This is a genomic window from Pseudomonas sp. SORGH_AS_0211, from assembly GCF_031453455.1.
GTDB classification, from domain to species: Bacteria; Pseudomonadota; Gammaproteobacteria; order Pseudomonadales; family Pseudomonadaceae; genus Chryseomonas; species Chryseomonas aestiva.
On sequence record NZ_JAVIZV010000001.1, the window covers coordinates 2409369 to 2429045 of the forward strand.

Here is a 19677-nt window from a genome sequence, read left to right on the forward strand (position 1 = left end):
CTGCTCGCCGATTCTTCTACAGCTCCTGTACAAGGTGCGGCCTGACGGCTCTAGCCAGGCTATCGTTAAACAAAAGTCTATATTTAACTTGCACGTCGTATAACAAAAATCCCCTTTATCACCTCGCTCGAACTCGCCTTCCATACCCCCACTCTCAATAACCGAAACGCCTAGCCTTTGGGGAGCGCGGCGTTCGACTCTTCAATAATTAAAAGTGGGAGAAGTTCTGATGGCCAACAAGAGCAGCAATCCAGGCAACTTCGCCAACAATCGCGATCGCGCCGCCGAGGCTGGTCGCAAGGGTGGGCGTGCCAGCGGCGGCAATTTCGCCAACAATCCGACACGGGCTTCCGAAGCCGGGCGCAAGGGTGGCCAGAACAGCCATGGCACTCGCCGATCCGAAGCGGCGAATGACGCCGAGGCGACCTGAACCGCGTTCCTCGACGCTGTCCGGCAGCCCTCCAGGCATGGCAAGACCTGGCAGGCTGCCCTTTCCGTGGTCGCTGTTCCATCGCTGCCGGCACTGCAGGCTCCTGAGCCCCGAAGTGCGTTACAACTCACACAAATGCATGACCGTGCTACTTTTATCGGACAACCCGAGTGCTCCCCAGGGCTCACTCTTTCCGCCTCTGTCCGTCTGCGCCGGTGCCCATGCTCAACAACATTCGCATCCAGAACAAACTCTTCGCCGGCTTCGCCGCCATCATCGCCCTGGTGGTTCTGCTGCTCTGGCTGACCTATGCCGCCTTGCAGAGCCTGGTCGACGCCAATCGCTGGGACCGGCACACCGCCGAGGTGCTGCTGTCGGTCACGACGCTGGACAACAATCTGCTCGAGACCCGGGCCAAGCTGCGCAACTACTGGTATTCCGGCTCCACTGCGGACGCCGACGTCGCTCGTCAGGCACTGGGGCCCCTGGCCGCAGCCGTGCGCGTGCCGCAGCGGCTGACTCAGGACAATCCCGACCAGCAGCAGCGCTTCGCCCGCCTCACCGCGGACCTCGACACCTGGCGGCAGCAGACCTTCGAGCCCCTGTTGCGCCTGCGCGACACCGGCAACCTGTCACCGGTACAGCTGGCCAACGAGCCCCTGATCACCGCCCTGACGAGCCAGGTCGCGGCCATGCGTCAGCAGATCCAGACCATCGGCGACGAGGAGCGCCGCCTGTACGCGCAACGGGCGGACCATACCGAGGAGGTGCGCAATCAGCTGACCTGGACCCTGGTCGCCGGTGGCGCCCTCTGTGTGCTGCTGGCCGCCCTCATCGCCTGGCTGCTGTCCCATCACCTGCTGCGCTCGGTACGCCGGCTGACCGATACCGTGGCGCGCATTTCCGCGGGTGACAGCGGCGCTCGCGTGGCTGTCCAGGGCCGGGATGAACTCGCCCAGGTAGGCCTGGCCTTCAATCAAATGGCGCAGCAGATCCAGGATGACCATGCCCGCGAGCAGGTGCTGATGCAGCGCCTGCGGGCCGATGTCGACGACCTGCTCGGATTGGTCAGCAAGGCCGCCGCCGGTGACCTCACCGGGCGGACCGCGGTCAGCGGTGACGACGCCATCGGCCAGCTCGCCCGCGGCCTGAGCAAGATGATCGAGGACCTGCGCGGCATGCTCGCCAAGGTGCAGCGCGCCGGTATCCAGGTGACCTCTTCCACCACCGAGATCGCCGCTTCCTCTCGCCAGCAGGAGGCCACCAGCATCGAGCAGGCGCAGACCAGCGTTGAGGTGCTGAGCACCACGCGGGAAATCGCCGCCAACGCCAATGCCCTGGTACGCACCATGGAAGAAGCCGTGCAGGTGGCGGACGAGACCACCGAGGGCGCGGAACAGGCGCGCAGCAGCCTGGCGAGCATGGACGGCACCATGCAGCGCATGGTGGCCGCCACCGATTCCATCAATGCCAAGCTCGCCGCCCTGTCGGAGAAGTCCAGTCACATCAACAAGGTGCTGACCACCATCACCAAGGTGGCCGACCAGACCAATCTGCTGTCGCTCAACGCCGCCATCGAAGCGGAAAAGGCCGGTGAGGCAGGACGCGGTTTCTCGGTGGTGGCCACCGAGATCCGGCGCCTGTCCGACCAGACCACCGCGGCCACCGATGACATCGAGCAGATGCTCAAGGACATGAATTCCGCGGTCTCCGCCAGCGTCATGGGCATGGACAAGTTTTCCGAGGAAATCCGCCGCAGCGTGCAGGAGGTGGCCAGCGTCAGCGATCAGCTGGCCGAGGTGATCGAGGACGTGCAGAAGCTGCCGGCACGCTTCGACATCGTGCTGGAGGGCATGCAGTCCCAGGCGGTGGGTGCCGGCCAGATCGCCGAGACGATCACCCAGCTCAACGACAGCACCCAGCAGACCACCGAGGCGCTCAAGGCCACCAGCGAGGCGGTCCAGTATCTGCAACAGGCGGCCCAGGACCTGCAGAGCAGCGTCGCCACCTTCTCGGTCACCCGTTGACCATGCAGATCCTGATCTTCCAGCTGGCCGATGCCGCGGCAGCCCTGCCGACGACGGCGATCCGCCAGGTGCTGCCCCTGCTGCAGCTCACCCGCTTCCCCGCGGCCCCAGCGGGCGTCGCCGGCCTGATGAACCTGCACGGCACGGCGATCCCGGTGGTCGATGTCACCGCCATGAGCGGCGGCGCGGGTGCCCAGGCGCGCCAGGACACCCGCATCCTGCTGGTGGATTTCAACTTGCCCGAGGGCCGTAGCCGTCCGCTCGGACTGGTGGTGGAAGGCGTCGCCGGCGTGCGCCGGATCACCGCTCGCGCGCCACGGCCGGCAGGCGTCCGGTTGCCCGACTATCCCTGGCTCGGCGAGGTGCTGGAGACACCCGAGGGCCTCTGGCTGTGGCTGGAGCCGGATCGTCTGCTTTCGCCGAGCCTGGCCGCCCTGCTGTTCCAGGAGGCCGCGTGAAGCTCGATCCCCGGCTGGCGCCCCTGGTGCGGGCGCGTACCGGCCTGGCCATCGCCGACGACATGCTCGGTCGCGCCATCCGCCAGCGCCTGCGCGAGCGCCAGGAGAGCGATGCGGAGGGCTACATGGCGCGCATCCTCGACGACGAAGCCGAATTCGCCGATCTGCTGGACCTGCTGGTCATTCCCGAGACCTGGTTCTTTCGCGATCCCCAGGCCATCGCCCACGCCGCCCGCTTCGCCCAGGAACGCCATGCCCGCAGTGGCGTGCCGGTGCGGCTGCTCAGCCTGCCCTGCTCCACCGGGGAAGAGCCCTACACCCTGGCCATGGCGCTGTTCGATACCGGTCTGCCGGCTGCGGCTTTCGAGGTGACCGCGGTGGACATCAACGAGCCGTCCCTGGAGCGCGCCCGCCGCGGCCTCTATGGGCGCAATTCCTTTCGCGCTCGCGACCTGAGCTTTCGCGATCGCTATTTCGACCCCGAGGGCGATCGCCATCGCCTGGCCGAACGGGTGCGCAATCAGGTGCGTTTTCGCCAGGGCAACATCCTGCAGCTGGGCAGCCTGCGTGACGGCACCGCCTTCGACGTGGTGCTCTGCCGCAACCTGCTGATCTATTTCGACGACCAGACCCAGGGCCGCGCCCTCAGTCACCTGGCCGCGCTCATGCACGACGACGGCCTGCTCTGCGTCGGCAGCTCGGAGATGGTCAGCGCCATGCGTCACGGCTTCGCCAGCCTGGGCGTGGCCCACGCCTCCGCCCTGGTCAAGCGCCAGGCCGTCGCCCCCGAACAGCCGCGCCCGCCCACGCCGGCTGCGCCGCCCCGGCGCAAGGCCGCACCGCGCCCACCCGCCGCGGCGGACCTGCCTGCGCGCCTGCGCGCCAGAAGCACGCCTCCACCGGCCCCGACTCCCCCCGTCTCCGCCGGCCCTGCGCCGCTCGACGAAGCCCAGCGCCTGGCCGATGCCGGACGCGGCGCCGAAGCCGAGGCGCTGTTGCGCAACCTGCTCGAGACGGATCGCAGCCAGGCCAGGGCCCACTTCCTGCTGGCGCTGATCCTGCCCGATGCCCGCGCCGCTGAAGCCGAGCGGGCGCTGCGCCAGGCCCTCTATCTGGAGCCGGGGCACTATCCCGCCCTCTGTCGCCTGGCGCTGATCTGTGAAAGAGCCGGCCGACTCGACGAAGCCGGACGCCTGCGCGAACGGGCCGCGCGCATCCAGACCCGCGCCGGTGACGAGGCATGAGCCTGAACCGCGAACTCAGCGCCCTGGAGCGCGCCGCCTGGGCCGAGCACTATGCCGAGCCCCTGGACGATCGCCAGGCGCGCTCGGCCAGTGCGCTGGTCTTTCGCCTCGGCGCGGAATGGCTGGGTCTGCCGGGCAGTTGCCTGGTGACCGCCACCGAACCCACCGCCGTGCATCGCGTCCCGCACCGGCGTTCGCCGCTGCTGCGCGGCATCGTCCCGGTGCGCGGCCAATTGCAGCCCTGCATCGCCCTGGAGCTGCTGCTGGCGGTGGCGCCGGCTGAGCAGACCCGTGGCTTTCCGCGCCTGTTGCTGCTGCATGTCGGTCATCGTGACTGGGCGGTACAGGTGGACGAGGTGCTGGGCCTGCAGCGCTATGCCCCTGGCGAGGTGCAGCCGCCGCCAGCCACCCTGGGCGGTGAATTGCTCAGCTACCTGGGCGGCGTCTATCGCGAGTGCGCGTACCAGGTCGGCCTGCTCGAGCTGACGCGCCTGGAGCGGGCCCTGGAAGAGGCGCTGCGATGAGCCAGCCACCGCGCGATGTGCGCGAGATGTCCCTCTATGACCTCTTCGCCAGCGAGGTGCAGAGTCACCTGCAGGCGCTGGATGCCGGTCTGCTGCGCCTGGAGCGCGACCCCAGCGACACGGCGGTGATCGAGCCGATGATGCGCGCGGCCCACTCCATCAAGGGCGCGGCGCGCATCGTCGACCTCGACGGCCTGGTGGAGCTGGCCCACGCCATGGAGGATTGTCTGGTCGCGGTCCAGGCCGGACGCCGCCAGCTCGGTCCGGCGGACCTCGATCAGCTGTTTCGCTGCGTCGACGTCCTCGGCGAGGTCAGTCGCCTGGACGAGGCCGCCAGCCAGCGCTGGCAGCGCGAGCAGCGAGACAGCCAGCGGGCGCTGGCGCAGGCGCTGAGCGCTGGCGTGGGCGATCCGCTGCCAGCGGCCGCGGTCGCCTCGCGGGAACCGGTGCCTGCACCCGCCGTACCCGAAGAACCAACGCCCGATGCCGAGCGCAGCCGCGATCCGCTGCGGGTGGACAGCGGTCGCTTCAACCAGATTCTCGCCCTCACCAGCGAAGCCCGGGTCATGGGCCTCGGCCTGCATGGCCTGGTCCAGGGTTTCCAGGGCTATCGCGCGGAATTGCAGGGCCTGTTCGGCCAGGCCCAGGCGGTCAGCAGCGAATGGCGTCAGCGCCAGGAAAGCCTGCTTGATCGCTATCAGCAGCAGCTGCAGGCGCTGGAAGCCTACGAGCGGCGCCTGCTCGGGGTCTGCCAGGGGCTGCTGGACGAGGTACTCGGGGTGCGCATGCGCCCGCTGCGCGATGCCGTCCAGGGCTTTCCGCGGCTGGTGCGCGACCTGGCCCGGGGCCTGGACAAGGACGCCGTGCTGCAGGTGGACGGCGCCGACACCCTGATCGATCGGGAGGTGCTGGCGCGACTGGAAAGCCCGCTCAATCACCTCTTGCGCAACGCCGTCGACCACGGTCTGGAAACCCCGGCCGAACGCCGCGCCCTGGGCAAGCCCGAGTGCGGCCAGATCCGCCTGGAGGCCCGCCATGTCGCCGGGCGCCTGCAGGTCAGCCTGCACGACGACGGCCGCGGCCTGGACCTGGAGCGCATCCGCGCCGCGGTCATCGCCCGGCGCCTGAGTCCGCCGCCGGTGGCCGCCGAGCTGAGCCCGGCGGAGTTGCTGGAATTCCTGCTGCTGCCCGGCTTCAGCCTCAAGGAGACGGTGACCGAGCTGTCCGGTCGCGGGGTGGGCCTGGACGTGGTGGCCGACGCCATTCGCGCCCTGGATGGCGAGGTGCGCCTGGAAACCCGCCCGGGGCTGGGCTTCAGCACCCACCTGCTGGTACCGGTCAGTCGCTCCATCGTCCGGGCTCTGATCGTCGACATCGCCGGCGAGGCCTATGCCCTGCCGGTCAATCGCATCGAACGGGTGCTGCGCCTGGATCCGGCCGAGGTGCATTCGCTGGAGGGCAAGGCCTTCTTCCTGCTCGGCGAGGATCGCCTGGGGCTGGTCGCGGCCCATCAGCTGCTGGAACTGGATGGCGCGCCGCCCACCGGCGATCTCGCCGTGCTGGTGATCGGCGGTGGTGACCGGCGCTACGGTCTGGTGGTGGATCGCCTGCGCGGCGAACAGGGCCTGGCGCTCAAGCCGCTGGACGAGATCTTCGGCAAGTTGCGCTCGGTCATCGCCGGGGCACTGCTCGACGATGGCAGTCCGGTGCTCCTGCTGGACGTTGCCGACCTGCTCACCGGCATCGAGCGACTGCTCGGCGAGGGCCGCCTGCGGCAGGTGCAGAGCGGCGCCGCCCTGGACAGCCGCAGGGTCAAGCGGATCCTGGTGGTGGACGACTCCCTCACCGTGCGCGAGATGGAGCGCAAGCTCCTGGAAGGCCAGGGTTATCAGGTGGAAGTGGCGGTGGACGGCATGGACGGCTGGAACGCCGTGCGCGCCGGTGAATTCGACATGCTGCTGTCGGACATCGACATGCCGCGCATGAACGGTATCGAGCTGGTGGAACTGGTGCGCCGCGATCCGCGTCTGCATGCCCTGCCGGTGATGATCGTCTCCTACAAGGATCGCCCGGAGGATCGGCTCAAGGGCATGCAAGCCGGTGCCGACTACTATCTGACCAAGGGCAGCTTCCACGACGACGCCCTGATCACCGCCGTGCAGGACCTCATCGGAGCGCCATGAGAATCGCCATCGTCAACGATCTGCTGCTCGCCACCGAGGCCTTGCGTCGCCTGCTGATCGGCGACGGGCGCCATACGGTCGCCTGGATCGCCCATGACGGCGAGGAAGCCGTGGCACGCTGCGCCGAGGACCGCCCGGATCTGATCCTCATGGACCTGCAGATGCCCCGCCTGGACGGCATCGAGGCGACGCGCCGGATCATGGCGCAATCGCCCTGCGCCATCCTCATGGTCACCGCCACCCCCGACGACTGCGAAGGGGTGTTTCGCGCCATGGGCGCCGGCGCCCTCGACGTGACCGCTACCCCGGCCCTGAGCGGCGGTGCCGATGGTGGCGCCCTGCTGCGCAAGATCGCCCGTATCGAACCCCTGGTGCGGCTGCCCGAACGAGCCACGCGACCGCCCCAGGCCACCGCTGCCACGCCGAGCACCGCGGCCGAGGCCACCAGCGACAGCCTGGTGGCCATCGGTGCCTCCACGGGTGGACCGGCGGCCCTGGTCAGCCTGTTCGAGGCCTGGGCGCCAACCAAGGAGGCCAGCGTGGTGCTGGTGCAACATATCGACCGACGCTTCGCCCCCAGTTTCATCGGTTGGCTCAGCACCCAGATCGCCTGGCCGGTCACCGCCGCCATGCCCGGCGCCCTGCCAGAGCCCGGCCGCGTCGCCGTGGCCCTGGGTGACGACCACCTGCTGCTGGATGAGCGCGGCCGCTTCGCCTATACCGCCGAGCCGGTGGACTACCCCTATCGTCCCTCGGTGGACGTGTTCTTTACCCAGCTCGCCAGCCACCCGCTGCGGGCCAGCAAGGCCCTGGGCATCCTGCTGACCGGCATGGGCCGCGATGGCGCCAGCGGCCTCTATGCCCTGCGCCAGAGCGGCTGCCCGACCCTGGCGCAGGACGAGGCCAGTTGCGCCGTATACGGCATGCCCGCGGCTGCGGTTAGAATGGGCGCCGCGGAGCGCATTCTCAGCCCCGCGCAGATCGGCGCCTGGCTGCAAAGACGCTTCGGCAACGGCTCGCGTAACATGACATGAAAGGTCGCCAACAGGAGCGTTGGACGGCGCAGTGGCAGGGATTGGCCAAGAAGAGACGCGGGACGCCCGACCCCGCCCGCACAAGGACTCGCAGTAATGGCCACGCATGAGGGTAACGCCCAGGACAGCCTGACCGCACCCAAGGTGCGCCTGCTGCTGGTGGACGATCAGCTGATCATCATCGAAGCCTTGCGGCGGATGATCGCCGATCAGCCCGACATCGAGCTGCATTACTGCCTGGACGCTCACCAGGCGGTCAACATGGCCCTGCAACTCAAGCCCACGGTGGTCTTGCAGGACCTGATCATGCCCGAGATCGACGGTCTGGAAACGGTCAGGCGCTTCCGCGCCGAACCGGCCCTGCGCGACGTACCCATCGTGGTGCTCTCCTCCAAGGAGGATCCCCAGGTCAAGGCGCAGAGCTTCGCGACCGGTGCCAACGACTATCTGGTCAAGCTGCCCGACAAGCTGGAACTGCTGGCGCGGGTGCGCTACCACTCCGAAGCCCACGTCCTGCGCGCCCAGCGCGACGAGGCCTTTCGCTTCCTGCGCGAAAGCCAGCGCCAGCTCGCCGAAGCCAATATCCAGTTGCAGAAGCTGGTGGCCATCGACAGCCTCACCGGCATCAACAACCGCCGCCATTTCGACCAGACCTACGAAGGCGAATGGCTGCGCGCCCGGCGCAATCGCCAGCCGCTGGCCCTGCTGCTGTGCGATGTCGACCACTTCAAGCGCTACAACGACACCTATGGCCATCTCAGCGGCGATCTCTGCCTGAAGAAGGTGGCGGCGGTGCTCACCGAGCAGCTCAAGCGCCCGGCCGATCTGGTGGCCCGCTACGGCGGCGAGGAATTCGCCATGGTGCTGCCGGAGACCGACGCCGAGGGCGCGCTCAAGGTCGCCGAAGCCTGCCGTGCCGGGGTGGAACGGCTGCAGGTGGCGCACTCCGGCAGCGACCTCGGCTTCGTCACCATTTCCATCGGCGTCGGCAGCATCCAGCCGCAGAGCGGCGACGACCACGAAGCCTTCATCGAATGCACCGACCAGGCGCTGTACCAGGCCAAGGCCGAAGGCCGCAACCGGGTGCATCTGGTCAAGGGTGGCACGGAGCTGGCGTCCCAGGGCGTTTCGCCAAACGTCTAGAAGCTGCGACTCACCAGGCGATTACGCCCTTCGGCCTTGGCCTGGTAAAGCAGGTTGTCGGCGGCCTTGAGCAGGCCGTCCGGGGTCTGTTCGGGGGTCGGATTGCAGCAGGCCAGGCCCATGCTCATGGTCAGCCAGAGACGGTCCTCCGCCAGCGGATGAGCGATGCGCAATTCGGCGATGCCCTGCCGGCAGCGCTCCAGCACCGCTTCCGCCGCCGTGCGCGTGGCGCCCGGTAGCAAGAGCACGAATTCCTCCCCGCCATAGCGCGCCAGGCAGTCCCGCTCGCGGATGCGCTGCTCCAGCACCTGGGCGACCCGCGCCAGCGCCTGATCCCCGGCGCCATGGCCGTGGGTATCGTTGTACTGCTTGAAGTAGTCGATATCGAGCATGGCGATGGCCAGCGAACCCCGCCGGCTGACCGCCAGCTGCCACTCGATCGTCAGCTGCTCGTCGAAGCGGCGGCGATTGCCCACCGCGGTCAGCGGATCCATGTGCGCCAGTTCCTCCAGCAGCCGCCGCTGGCGGGCCAGCTGCAGGTGCAGCCGCACCCGCGCCAGCACGGCCAGCGGATTGAAGGGCTTCTGGATGAAGTCGCTGGCGCCCAGCTCGAAACACTCCACCTCGCGGTGCAGGTCGTTGGCCGCGGTGATGAAGATCACCGGGATGGCGCTGGTCTCGGCGCGGCGCTTGAACAGCTGGATCAGCTGCAGACCGTCGATGCCGGGCATCACCACGTCCAGCAGGATCAGATCCGGGTGTTCGCGGGCGGCCTTGGTCAGCGCCTGGACCCCGCTCTTGGCCAGCATGATGCGCGCCTCGTTGCGCAGCAGGTCGCCGAGGACGCGCAGATTGCTCTTCTGATCGTCGACGATGAGGATCAACGGCAGCTCGGGACGACGCCCCTCCATGGGCAGCTATTCCGCCCGTTGTCCGGCCTGCCGCACCCGCCGCAGCAGATCCGCGGTGGCATCGGCGGCGTGTTCGAACTCGACGTCGTTCACCCACTCGCGGATCCGTACCACATCGGCGCTGTGGGGGGTGCTCACGCAGGCGCGCAGCAGGCTGTCGAGCACCTCCTCGGCAGCGAAATCCGAGGTCTGCAGGAGTCCGACCAGGCGTTCGAGCAGGGCTTCCAGTTCCTCCACGGAGGCCTCCTCGCCGCCGGCGACCTCGACCAGGATCTCGTCGAGAGACGCCAGGCACCGCTCGGCCTCGGCCTGCAGGCGGCGCACGTCCTCGCCGATGGGCTGGGCCAGCCGGATCCTGTTGGTCAGACGTTGCGCCGCGTCCTGCAAGGCCATGGCGCCGACATAAGCGGCGGTGGCCTGCAGGCCGTGGGCGCACTCGAACAGCGCGGTGACATCGTCGGCCGCGCGCCAGGCGGCGATCCGCCCGGGCAGTTCGGCCTGTTGCACGCGGAAATCGCGGATCAGCTGTTCATAGAGTTGGGCGCTGCCGCGCAGCAGGCGCAACGCCGACTCGGGTTCGAGCACCGCACTGGCCCGCGCCCGCGCCAGCACGCCGACTTCCTTGACGTCCACCCCCTCTTCCACCGCCTTGCGCTCGGCGCGCTGCAGCTGCTCGAGGTTGGCCCAGGCGGCGATGATGCGGAACAGCTCGGCGGGATCGAGCGGCTTGACCAGGTGATCGTTCATGCCCGCATCCAGGCAACGCTCGCGATCGCCCGGCAGGCCGTTGGCGGTCATGGCGATGACCGGCAGCGCGGCCAGCGCCGGTCGGGTGCGCAATTCGCGGGTAGCCGACAGGCCGTCCAGGCGGGGCATATGGACATCCATCAGCACCAGGTCATAGCGCTGTCGCTCCAGCTGGTCCAGCGCCGCCTGGCCGTCCTCGGCCACGTCGATCAGGATGCCGCTGCCCTGCAGGAAGCCGATGACCACCTGGCGGTTGATGGCATTGTCGTCCACCAGCAGCAGGCGAATGCCCTGCAGATCCACCACGCTCTGGCCCACCGTCGGCGCGACCACCGGCGCCAGGCCCAGGCCCGCGAGCAGGCGCTGCACGGCCGGGCCGGTAACCGGTTTGTCGAGGAGTTCCAGGCCCGGCAGATCCTCGCCCAGGCTGCGCACCTCTTCCGCTTCGTAGGGCGAAGCCAGCAGGGTCAGCGCCAGCTCCGGCTGCCGGAAGCGCAACTGGCGCGCCAGTGCCAGGCCATCCTCGGCGCCCAGGCGCCAGTCGACGATGGCGAGCTCGAAGACCGATGTGGCCATCGCCGCCAGGGCCTGCTCGGTGGATTCCGCTTCCACCACCTGCATGCCCAGTTCGCGCAGGCGCTGCCCCATGGTGCGCCGGGCCAGGCCGTGGTCGTCCACCAGCAGGACCTGCCGTGGCGTCTGGCTGGGCAGCCGCTCGGGCTCGCCTACCACCGGCAGGGTCAGACGCAGGGTAAAGCAGGAGCCGCGCCCGGCTTCGCTGTGGACCTCGAGGGTGCCGCCCATGAGTTCGGTGAGCTGGCGGGAGATCGCCAGGCCCAGGCCGGTACCGCCGTAGCGGCGGCTGATGGAGCCATCCGCCTGGGTGAAGGGCTGGAAGAGTTGCGCCTGCTGCGCCTCGGTCAGGCCGATGCCGGTGTCTTCCACCGCCAGGCTGAAATGGGCACGACCCGCTTCGCAGACGGCGCCGACGCGGATCAGCACATGACCGCGCTCGGTGAACTTGACCGCATTGCTCAGCAGATTGACCAGCACCTGCTGCAGGCGCAAGGGATCACCCTCCAGCGCCAGGGGAATGTCCGGACCGCAGTCCAGCACCAGTTCGACGCCCTTCTCGTGGGCCTTGATGGCGCAGAGGTTGAGGGTGCGTTCGAGCACCTTGGCCAGGTTGAAGCCCAGTTGTTCGAGCTGGGTACCGCCAGCTTCGTTGCGCGAATAGTCGAGCACGTCGTTGATCACCCCCAGCAGGGTCTCGCCGGAGTCGAGGATCTTACCGACGTGACCGCGCTGCTCGCCGGACAGCCGGGTGCCCAGGGTCAGGCGGCTGAGGCCGATCACCGCATTGAGCGGGGTGCGAATCTCGTGGCTCATGGTCGCCAGGAACAGCGACTTGGCCGCCGCCGCTTCCTCGGCCCGGATGCGCGCCTGGTCCAGCTCGAGGGTACGCTCGCCGACGCGCTGCTCCAGGGTTTCGTAGATCTGCGCGTGCTCCAGGGAAATCGCCGCCTGGGTGGCCAGGATGCCCAGCACCTGCAGCCGACCCGGGGTGAAGGCCTGGGCCAGCAGGTTGTTTTCCAGGTAGAGGATGCCGATCAGGCGCCCCTGGCGCAGCACCGGCAGGCAACAGACCGACCGCGGGCGCCGCGCGCGAATGTAGGCGTCGCGGACGAAGCGGCCGGCGCGGGCGGCGTCATCGAGGATCACCGGTTCGCGATGACGGATCACGTGGGACACCAGGGTCAGGGGCACCAGGCCCTCGCCGGAGTCCTGTTCGTTCAGCGCCAGCGGCAGACCCTGCAGCACCTTGGGCTCGGCCGAGCCGCTGCAGACCGAGGCCTGCACCAGCCAGCGACCGCCTTCGGGCAACAGCAGCAGGCCATGCTGGGCGCCGCCCTCCTCCAGGATGATGCGCATCATCCGTGCCAGCAGCTGATCCAGCGCCAGTTCGTTGGAGATGGTCTGCAGCGACTTGAGCACCGACAGCCAGTCCAGCCGCATCATCTCGCTGGTCGACTGACTATGGGTCCGCTGCACCGTCAGGGTGTTGGCCTCGGCGGCGCGCAGCCATTGCGGGAATTCGTTCTCCAGTGCCAGGGCCTTGGCCGCGGCGCCCCAGTGCAGATAGCTGCGCTGGGCGTCCTGCAGGTAGGTCCGGGCGATCCGCGGACGCTGCTGTTCCAGCCAGAAGCGCCCATAGAGTTCCTCGGTCAGCGCCGCGCCCTGGCGGAAGCCGTGCAAGCGCGCGGATTCCAGGGCCTGTTCGTAGAGATCCATGGCGGCTTCGACCCGGCCCTCGCGGCGGGCGCGCTCGGCCGCCACCAGGTCACGCTTGTGGGCGAAGTTTTCCGGGCAGTGCGCGGCCCAGCCGTTCAGCCGTTCCTGGGCGACCTCGACCTTGGCCAGCGCCTCGCCCGCCAGTTCGCCCTCGGCCAGCAGGATCAGCGCCTGATAGAAGGCGTGCTCGGCGATGCTGAACCAGCCGAAACTCGCCGCCAGCGAGGCTTCCATGGCTTCGGCATGCTGCCGTGCCTGGGGCAGCCGGCGGAACAGCAGCGCCGCCTGCATCTTGTTGAAGTCGTAGTAGTTCAGACAGAGCACATGGCCGCTGTCCTGCATCTGCCGCACCAGCGCCGCTTCGTCCTGGCCCTCTTCGTCCCAGGTCTCCTGACTCGGGGTGAGCCCCTGCAGCAGGCGCAGCGACTGGCGCAGGATGGTGAAGATCTCCAGGGTGTTGGGATCGCCAATGCCCAGCAGGATCCGCTCGATCTCCGCGGTTTCGCCAAGGATGTCGTCCAGCGGCGCCCCGGCGTGCTGCAGGTGCTTGAGGATGTGGAAGGCGCTATAGGCGGTGAAGATGATCTCGCCGGTGCGCTGACCGGCGGCCAGGGCCTCACGCAGCAGGGCGACGTTGTCCGCGATGGGGCTCGACCAGGGGCTGTTGGTCACCGCGAACATGGTGTAGACCTTGCACTTGAGCGGCAGATTGCCGGTGCGGTCGACCAGGTCGACGGCCAGGCGCCCGACCTGGTAACCCAGTTCGTAGCGACCGTGGAAGGCCGACAGCAGCGAGCCGTAGTTGGCATAGCCAAAGGGCGAGAGATCGCCATTGCCGTACTGGATCGACAGCTTGACGATGCGCATGACCGCCAGCAGGCTCATCGGCAGGTCGACGTTGATCGCCGGCCCCCAGAGCAGGCCCAGCAGGCGGATCAGCAACTGGGCACGCGGGTCTTCCATGCGCGGCAGGTCGAGCAGCGCCGCCGGATGGCGCTCGGCGAGCCAGGCCTCGACCTCGGCGCTGTCGGCGCCGATGGCCTGGTTGATGGCGTCCGGCGCCTCCGGCCAGGGTTCGTCCAGCACCTGGATGCCGGCCTTGGCCACCACCAGGGCTTCGGTGAAGCGCCCGAGGCCGCTGTAGAGGTCGATCTGCAGGGCGCGCACCCCGGCCTCCTCGAAGATGGTCCGCGCCCGCGGCAGCAGCACTTCGCAGATACGCAGGGCTTCGTTGGCGTCGCCACAGAGGTGCGCGACCTCGGCCCATTCCCGATGCAGCTGGAACAGCAGCCCATGGCGGCTCTCCCAGGCCGCATCGTCGATCACCGCGACCGCCGTGCGCAGGAAGTCCTGAGCGGCGGGATAGGCGTTGGCCTGGCGCGCCTTGCGCGCGGCCTCCAGATTGAGCTCCAGCAGCTGCAGCCGCTCGGCGGGCGTCTCGATCAGCGCCAGCGCCAGGTTGAGGTGATTGACCGCGTCCAGCCGCGTGGCGCTGCCTCCGGCGAGATAGAGCTGACCGGCGCGCAGGTGGACCCGCTCGCGCTCGGCGGGCGCCAGCAGCGAGTGAGCGGCATGGCGTACCTGATCGTGCAGGAAACTGTAGTGCGTGGGCGTCTGTTCCCCCGCCGGACCGCCTTCGGGCTCGGTGAGCAGGCCTTCCTGCACCAGCGACTGGCAGAGGCGGCGGATGTCCGCGGGCGATTCCGCCATCAGCGCGGCGAGGCGATCGCTGGAGAAATGGGTACCCAGGCAGGCTGCCCACTGCAGCAGTTGCGAGGTGCTGGCCGGCAGCTCCTTGAGTTTGCCGACCATGAAGTCGACGACATTGTCGTAGACGTCCAGGGCCTGGAGCCGGGCCAGCTCCCAGTGCCACTGACCGTGCTCGCCGTCGAACTCCAGCAGGCCTTCCTGCTGCAGACTGCGCAGCAACTGCTCGATGAAAAAGGGATTGCCGAGGGTCTTGTCGAGGCAGAGCCCGGCCAGGGCCGCCTGCTCCTTCGCCGGCGCCGGCAGCAGCTCGGCGATCAGTCGCTCGATCTCCACGCGCGACAGCGGACCCAGCGACAGCGTGCGGATCAGCGCCGCGCCGAGCAGGCGTTCCAGGGCGTTGCCGACGAGCTGTTCTTCACGATGGGTCGCCACCAGCAGCAGCGGCCCCTGGTCGGTGCGCGCCAGCAGCCGCTCGATCAGGCGCAGCGACGCGCTGTCGGCCCATTGCAGATCGTCCAGCCAGAGCAGCAGCGGCCGGGTGTCCGTAGCGAAGGCCAGCAGCAGCGCGATCACGGCTTCGTCGAAGCGTTGTTCGGCCTGTAGCGGCGGCAGTTCGGCCACTGGCGCCTGGGGCCCGAGCCAGCTGGCCAGTTCGGGCGAGACCTCGGTCAGCACCCCGGCGTTGCCCCCCAGGGCCGCGACCAGGCGGTCGGCGAAGGCCTCGCCCAGGCTCTGGCCGACGTCGACCAGCTCGCGCACGGCCTGGCGCAGGGCGCCATAGGGCACACCGCTGCCAAGGGTCTCGAACTTGCCGTGGGCGAGCAGCACCCGTTCACCCTGGCGGCGGACGAAGGCCTGCACCAGCGCCGATTTGCCCACCCCGGAACTGCCACTGACGAAGACGGCTTCGATCCGGCCCAGGGTCGCCCGGGCCAGCGCCTCTTCGAGCAGGCGCAGGGGCGCGCCGCGGCCCTGCAGGGTGCGTACCGGCATCAGGCGTGCCGGCGGATCCTGCTCGCCCAGGGCGAAGGGCGCCCGCTCACCGGCCTGATGGGCCGCCTGGCAGCGCTGCAGATCGCGCAGGATGCCGTAGCAGCCCTGGTAGCGTTCCTCGGCGGCCTTGGCCATGAGTTTGTCCACCAGCGCCGCCAGCATCGGCGGTACCGTCGGCACCCGCTCGACCAGCGAGGGCGCACGCATCGCCAGGTGCGCATGCACCAGTTCGAGCGGGTCCTGGGCGCGAAACGGCGGCTCGCCCGCGAGCATCTCGTAGAAGGTCACGCCCAGCGCATAGAAGTCGCTGCGATAGTCCTGATGGCGCCCGGTCCGCCCGCTCTGCTCCGGGGCGAGATAGGTGAGCGAGCCCTCCAGACGGGCATCGCTGCCATGGACGGCGCCAAAGGCCGTGGCGATGCCCAGATCGGTCAGCCGCAGGCTGCCCGTGGTGCAGTTGCAGACGATGTTGCGCGGATTGAGATCGTTGTGGGCGATGCGCAACCGGTGCAGCCGCGCCAGGGCCCGGACGATGGCCAGCGCCCAGTCGAAGAAGTCGTCCAGCGCCAGCGGCCCGGCGGCGAGCAATTCGGCGAGGTCGGTGCCGCCGATGTCTTCGAGCACCAGCACCTGGCGACCCTGGTATTCCAGCAGTTCCAGGGCGGCGCTCACCGCCCCGCTGGCACTGGCGCGGCGGGTCAGTTCGAATTCGTGGCGCAGCCCGGCCTGGGCCTGGGGCGTGGGATAGTCGGCGGCCAGCTGCTTGAGGATCACCGGCTGGCCATCGGCCAGGCGCGTGCCACGGTAGATCAGGGCATGGCGGCTTTCGCTCACCTGCGCCTTGCAGCTGTAGCCTGGAATCCTCAACACCGCGTTCGCCTCGATCCTCGGCCGACCGGGGATACCGGGCCAGCGCCTCAACTATTTCCGTTGCCTTGCTAAAGTCTCAAGGGAACTTTTCGATAAAGTGATATTACCCTAGCCATCATCTGGCTTACGTCCACTGGTGCAACAATTTGCACACTTCGGAGCAATACGCATGGACGCTGTACCTTCTGTCCGCAAGATCGCCATCTTGGGCGGCGGCGTGTCCGCCGTCACCACCGCCTTTCGTCTTACTAGTGAGCCCAACTGGCAGGACCGCTATCAGATCACCCTGTACCAGCAGGGCTGGCGTCTCGGCGGCAAGGGTGCCAGTGGACGCAACGCGACCGACCACCAGCGCATCGAGGAACACGGCATCCATGTCTGGTTCGGCTTCTACTACAACGCCTTCCACAGCCTGAGGCAGTGCTACGAGGAACTGGACCGGCCTGCCGGCGCGCCCCTGGCGACCCTCGACGAGGCCTTCTTCCCGCATTCCCATACCGCCTTCGCCGATGCCTTCCAGGGGCAGTGGACCACCTGGCCCATCGATACCCTGGCCCTGCCCGGCAAGCCCGGCGAGGGCTGGAATCCCAAGCCCTTCATGGCCGCCCTCGGCGATCTGCTGGAATGGTTGCTGCGGCTGGGCGAGGTGGATGACACCCCGGCGGGCGCCGCGCCAGGCGGCCTGTTCGCCCGGCTGCGCGCGCACTGCCGGGAAGAACTGCAGGAGCTGGCCCTCAAAGAGGCGGAGCACCAACTACGGCAGGCCCGCACGACGCTGCCCGACGGCGTCGACCATCCCGTGCTGCTGGCTTTGCTGCGCAGGCTCCGCGGCCTGCTCGGCGACATCCTGCACGACCGCAGCCAGACCCACGTCAAGGCCCACCGGCTGTGGCTGCTGATGGATTTCGGGCTGACCGTGCTGATCGGCATGCTCGCCGACGAGGTCTATGCCAAGGGCTTCGCAGCGCTCAACGAAGAGACCTTCCAGGCCTGGCTGAGCCGCCATGGCGCCAGCGCCGCGACCCTGGACGGCGCGGTGCTCAAGTCCCTGCACGGCGGCATCTTCGCCTATCGCGACGGTGACCTCGCCCGACCCGACGTCGAGGCCGGCACCGTGCTGCGTGCCGCCCTGCTGGCCCTGACCACGGCCAAGGGCTCCTTCATCTGGCGCATGCAGGCCGGCATGGGCGACGTGGTCTTCGCGCCCTACTACGAGGTGCTCGCCCGCCGCGGCGTGGACTTCCGCTTTTTCCACCAGGTAACCGCCATCGAAGCGGCTGACGACGGTCAGGGGCCGCGGGTGACGCGCCTGCGGATCCAGCGCCAGGTCACGCTCAAGGGTGACGCCTACCAACCGCTGGTGGATGTCAAGGGCCTGCCCTGCTGGCCTTCGGCGCCGCTGTACGACCAGCTCGACGACCAGATCGCCCGGGACCTGCAGGAGGGCCAGATCAATCTGGAATCCAACTGGAGCGGCTGGCAGGGCGTCGAGCAGCTGGAGCTGCAGGTCGACCGCGACTTCGACGAGGTGGTGCTGGGGATTTCCGTGGCCGGCCTGGCCGACCTCGCCCCCGGCCTCTGCGCCCTGGACCCGGCGTTCGAGCGCATGACCCGGCAGGTGGCCACCGTCGCCACCCAGGCGGTACAGCTCTGGCAGAACCGCGACGTCTGGCAACTGGGCTGGAGCGGCTCGCCTCAGGGTGGGCAGGCCCCCGAGCTGCTGGGCTTCGCCGCCCAGGCGATGGACTCCTGGGCGGATGTCAGCTACCTGGTGGACCGCGAAGACTGGTCGAGCGGCACGCCGCCCGCGGACATCAGCTATTTCTGCGGGGTTTTCGCCGCCGAGGCCGCCCCGCCCATCGGCAAAAAGGATGACTATCCGCAGCAGGAGGCCGCCAAGGTCAAGCAGGCCTTCCTCGACCTCATGAACGCCAAACTGGGCGCCTACTGGCCGACCGCCGTGACCCCGGCGGGCTATCGCTGGGACGTCCTGCTGGCGCCCGCCGAGGTCCAGGGGCCGGCGCGCTTCGACTATCAATACTGGCGAGCCAACGTCGATCCCAGCGAGCGCTATGTACAGAGCGTGGCCGGCAGCAGCCGCTATCGCCTGGCCACCGACGGCAGCCTCTGCCGCAACCTCTATCTGACTGGCGACTGGATCGACAACGGCTTCAACATGGGCTGCGTGGAGTCGGCGACCCTATCCGGCCTGCAGACCGCTCGTGCCCTGCTCGGCCACCGCGAGGTCCTGCCCGGCGAGGACGCCTTCCAGTAGCGCCACCGCCTGGACCGCCGCGCGCTCGGCGCAGCGGTCCAGGGCAGGCGGATAGCACGGCGCGGTGCCATCCAGGTAGTCCAGCAGCTCGGGCGCCTGGTTCCAGACCGCGGCCTCGCTGTAGAGGCGATGCAATTCCAGCCGGATCCAGCCATCCATGAGGCGCACGCCCAACTCCTCGATACCCAGGCCGTGGCCCTCGACCACCTCGCGATCCGCATCGGTGAGGGGATAGTGCGGCGGATAGAACTCGGCCAGGCTGACCAGCAACTTGACCGAGAAGCCGCGCGGGTCGGCCAGCAAGGCCCCCAGCTCGGCGAACAGCGTCGCCTCTTCCACCAGCGCCTGGGCGAACATCAATCGGTAGAGGGTTATGTTGAGAAACAGCTGACCCACGGCGTTCTCCGCGCGCGCATCCGCCTGATGCAGGGCGAAGCCGGCCAGGATGGAGGCGTTGTGCGCCCGGTACCAGTGCCGCGGGGTAGGATCGGCGATGAAGGTCAGCCAGCAGCGCGTCGGATAGGGCGCCTGGTCGCCGGGCAGCCCATGCTGCGCCAGGCAGCCAGCCAGCTCGGCCAGGTAGATGAAGTGCAGATTGACGTTGCGCCACCAGGCACTGCCGGCTACGGGATCCAGGACACCGGCCTGGATTTCCCAGTCGAGAAAGGCCAGTTCCGAGTCGCCATAGCTCAGGCCGTCGTTGTCGGCATCGCCAAAGCGCAGATAGAAGTCTTCGCGCACCGCCCGCCGCCGGGCCGGGACGTTCTCGATCTGGCGACAGAGTTCGCGGGTCGCTGCGACGGCGTCTTCATAGGTGTACATGCCTTCCCTGCCCT

The 19677-nt window shown here is 68.6% G+C and carries 11 protein-coding genes and 1 pseudogene; 9 read left to right on the forward strand and 3 right to left on the reverse strand.

Annotation, left to right across the window (positions count from 1 at the left end):
- Positions 1 to 253: 253 nt before the first annotated feature.
- The 8 genes and pseudogenes from QE393_RS11180 to QE393_RS11215 all read left to right on the forward strand — a co-directional run.
- Positions 254 to 430 (forward strand): annotated as a pseudogene (locus QE393_RS11180) (general stress protein); the annotation flags it as partial.
- Between the two features lie 221 nt (positions 431 to 651).
- Positions 652 to 2457, forward strand: coding sequence for a methyl-accepting chemotaxis protein (locus QE393_RS11185; RefSeq protein ID WP_273805996.1), 1806 nt, complete (start codon positions 652 to 654; stop codon positions 2455 to 2457).
- Positions 2458 to 2459: 2 nt separating this feature from the next.
- Entirely contained in the window at positions 2460 to 2915 is a 456-nt protein-coding gene (locus QE393_RS11190) for a chemotaxis protein CheW (RefSeq protein WP_273805995.1), read from the forward strand.
- Complete coding sequence (locus QE393_RS11195; protein ID WP_310043503.1) at positions 2912 to 4159, forward strand: protein-glutamate O-methyltransferase CheR; 1248 nt, start codon at positions 2912 to 2914, stop codon at positions 4157 to 4159. Before QE393_RS11190 ends, QE393_RS11195 begins: the two co-directional genes overlap by 4 nt.
- Positions 4156 to 4683 carry a chemotaxis protein CheW gene (locus QE393_RS11200; protein ID WP_310043506.1) on the forward strand — a complete coding sequence of 176 codons (528 nt, stop codon included), beginning with the start codon at positions 4156 to 4158 and terminating at the stop codon, positions 4681 to 4683. Before QE393_RS11195 ends, QE393_RS11200 begins: the two co-directional genes overlap by 4 nt.
- On the forward strand, positions 4680 to 6866 hold the full coding sequence (locus tag QE393_RS11205) for a response regulator (RefSeq protein ID WP_310043508.1): 2187 nt from the start codon (positions 4680 to 4682) through the stop codon (positions 6864 to 6866). The genes QE393_RS11200 and QE393_RS11205 overlap by 4 nt, the downstream gene beginning before the upstream one ends.
- Positions 6863 to 7900, forward strand: a complete 1038-nt coding sequence (gene cheB / locus QE393_RS11210) for a chemotaxis-specific protein-glutamate methyltransferase CheB (protein ID WP_310043510.1) — start codon at positions 6863 to 6865, stop codon at positions 7898 to 7900. The genes QE393_RS11205 and cheB overlap by 4 nt, the downstream gene beginning before the upstream one ends.
- Positions 7901 to 7996: 96 nt before the next feature.
- On the forward strand, positions 7997 to 9043 hold the full coding sequence (locus QE393_RS11215) for a diguanylate cyclase (RefSeq protein WP_310043513.1): 1047 nt from the start codon (positions 7997 to 7999) through the stop codon (positions 9041 to 9043).
- Here the strand turns inward: QE393_RS11215 and QE393_RS11220 are convergent.
- Positions 9040 to 9954, reverse strand: coding sequence for a diguanylate cyclase domain-containing protein (locus tag QE393_RS11220; protein ID WP_133861098.1), 915 nt, complete (start codon positions 9952 to 9954; stop codon positions 9040 to 9042). The genes QE393_RS11215 and QE393_RS11220 overlap by 4 nt on opposite strands.
- A 6-nt stretch (positions 9955 to 9960) precedes the next feature.
- A complete protein-coding gene (locus QE393_RS11225; protein WP_310043516.1) occupies positions 9961 to 16530 on the reverse strand; it encodes a response regulator in 6570 nt (2189 codons plus the stop codon).
- Between the two features lie 205 nt (positions 16531 to 16735).
- On the opposite strand from QE393_RS11225, the gene QE393_RS11230 reads away from it, so the two are divergent.
- The gene (locus QE393_RS11230) at positions 16736 to 18841 is read left to right on the forward strand and encodes an NAD(P)-binding protein (RefSeq protein ID WP_310043517.1); all 2106 of its coding nucleotides are present in this window, start codon (positions 16736 to 16738) and stop codon (positions 18839 to 18841) included.
- On the opposite strand, the gene QE393_RS11235 is transcribed toward QE393_RS11230, so the two are convergent.
- Positions 18767 to 19663 carry a hypothetical protein gene (locus QE393_RS11235; protein WP_310043519.1) on the reverse strand — a complete coding sequence of 299 codons (897 nt, stop codon included), beginning with the start codon at positions 19661 to 19663 and terminating at the stop codon, positions 18767 to 18769. The two genes, QE393_RS11230 and QE393_RS11235, sit on opposite strands and share 75 nt — an antisense overlap.
- Between the last annotated feature and the right edge of the window lie 14 nt (positions 19664 to 19677).

Bases quoted from the DNA above. Each gene is read 5' to 3' on its own strand.
- QE393_RS11205 (WP_310043508.1), top strand. From the start codon at position 4,680: ATGAGCCAGCCACCGCGCGATGTGCGCGAGATGTCCCTCTATGACCTC.
- cheB (WP_310043510.1), top strand. From the start codon at position 6,863: ATGAGAATCGCCATCGTCAACGATCTGCTGCTCGCCACCGAGGCCTTG.
- QE393_RS11185 (WP_273805996.1), top strand. From the start codon at position 652: ATGCTCAACAACATTCGCATCCAGAACAAACTCTTCGCCGGCTTCGCC.
- QE393_RS11215 (WP_310043513.1), top strand. From the start codon at position 7,997: ATGGCCACGCATGAGGGTAACGCCCAGGACAGCCTGACCGCACCCAAG.
- QE393_RS11235 (WP_310043519.1), bottom strand. From the start codon at position 19,663: ATGTACACCTATGAAGACGCCGTCGCAGCGACCCGCGAACTCTGTCGC.
- QE393_RS11220 (WP_133861098.1), bottom strand. From the start codon at position 9,954: ATGGAGGGGCGTCGTCCCGAGCTGCCGTTGATCCTCATCGTCGACGAT.
- QE393_RS11230 (WP_310043517.1), top strand. From the start codon at position 16,736: ATGGACGCTGTACCTTCTGTCCGCAAGATCGCCATCTTGGGCGGCGGC.
- QE393_RS11190 (WP_273805995.1), top strand. From the start codon at position 2,460: ATGCAGATCCTGATCTTCCAGCTGGCCGATGCCGCGGCAGCCCTGCCG.
- QE393_RS11200 (WP_310043506.1), top strand. From the start codon at position 4,156: ATGAGCCTGAACCGCGAACTCAGCGCCCTGGAGCGCGCCGCCTGGGCC.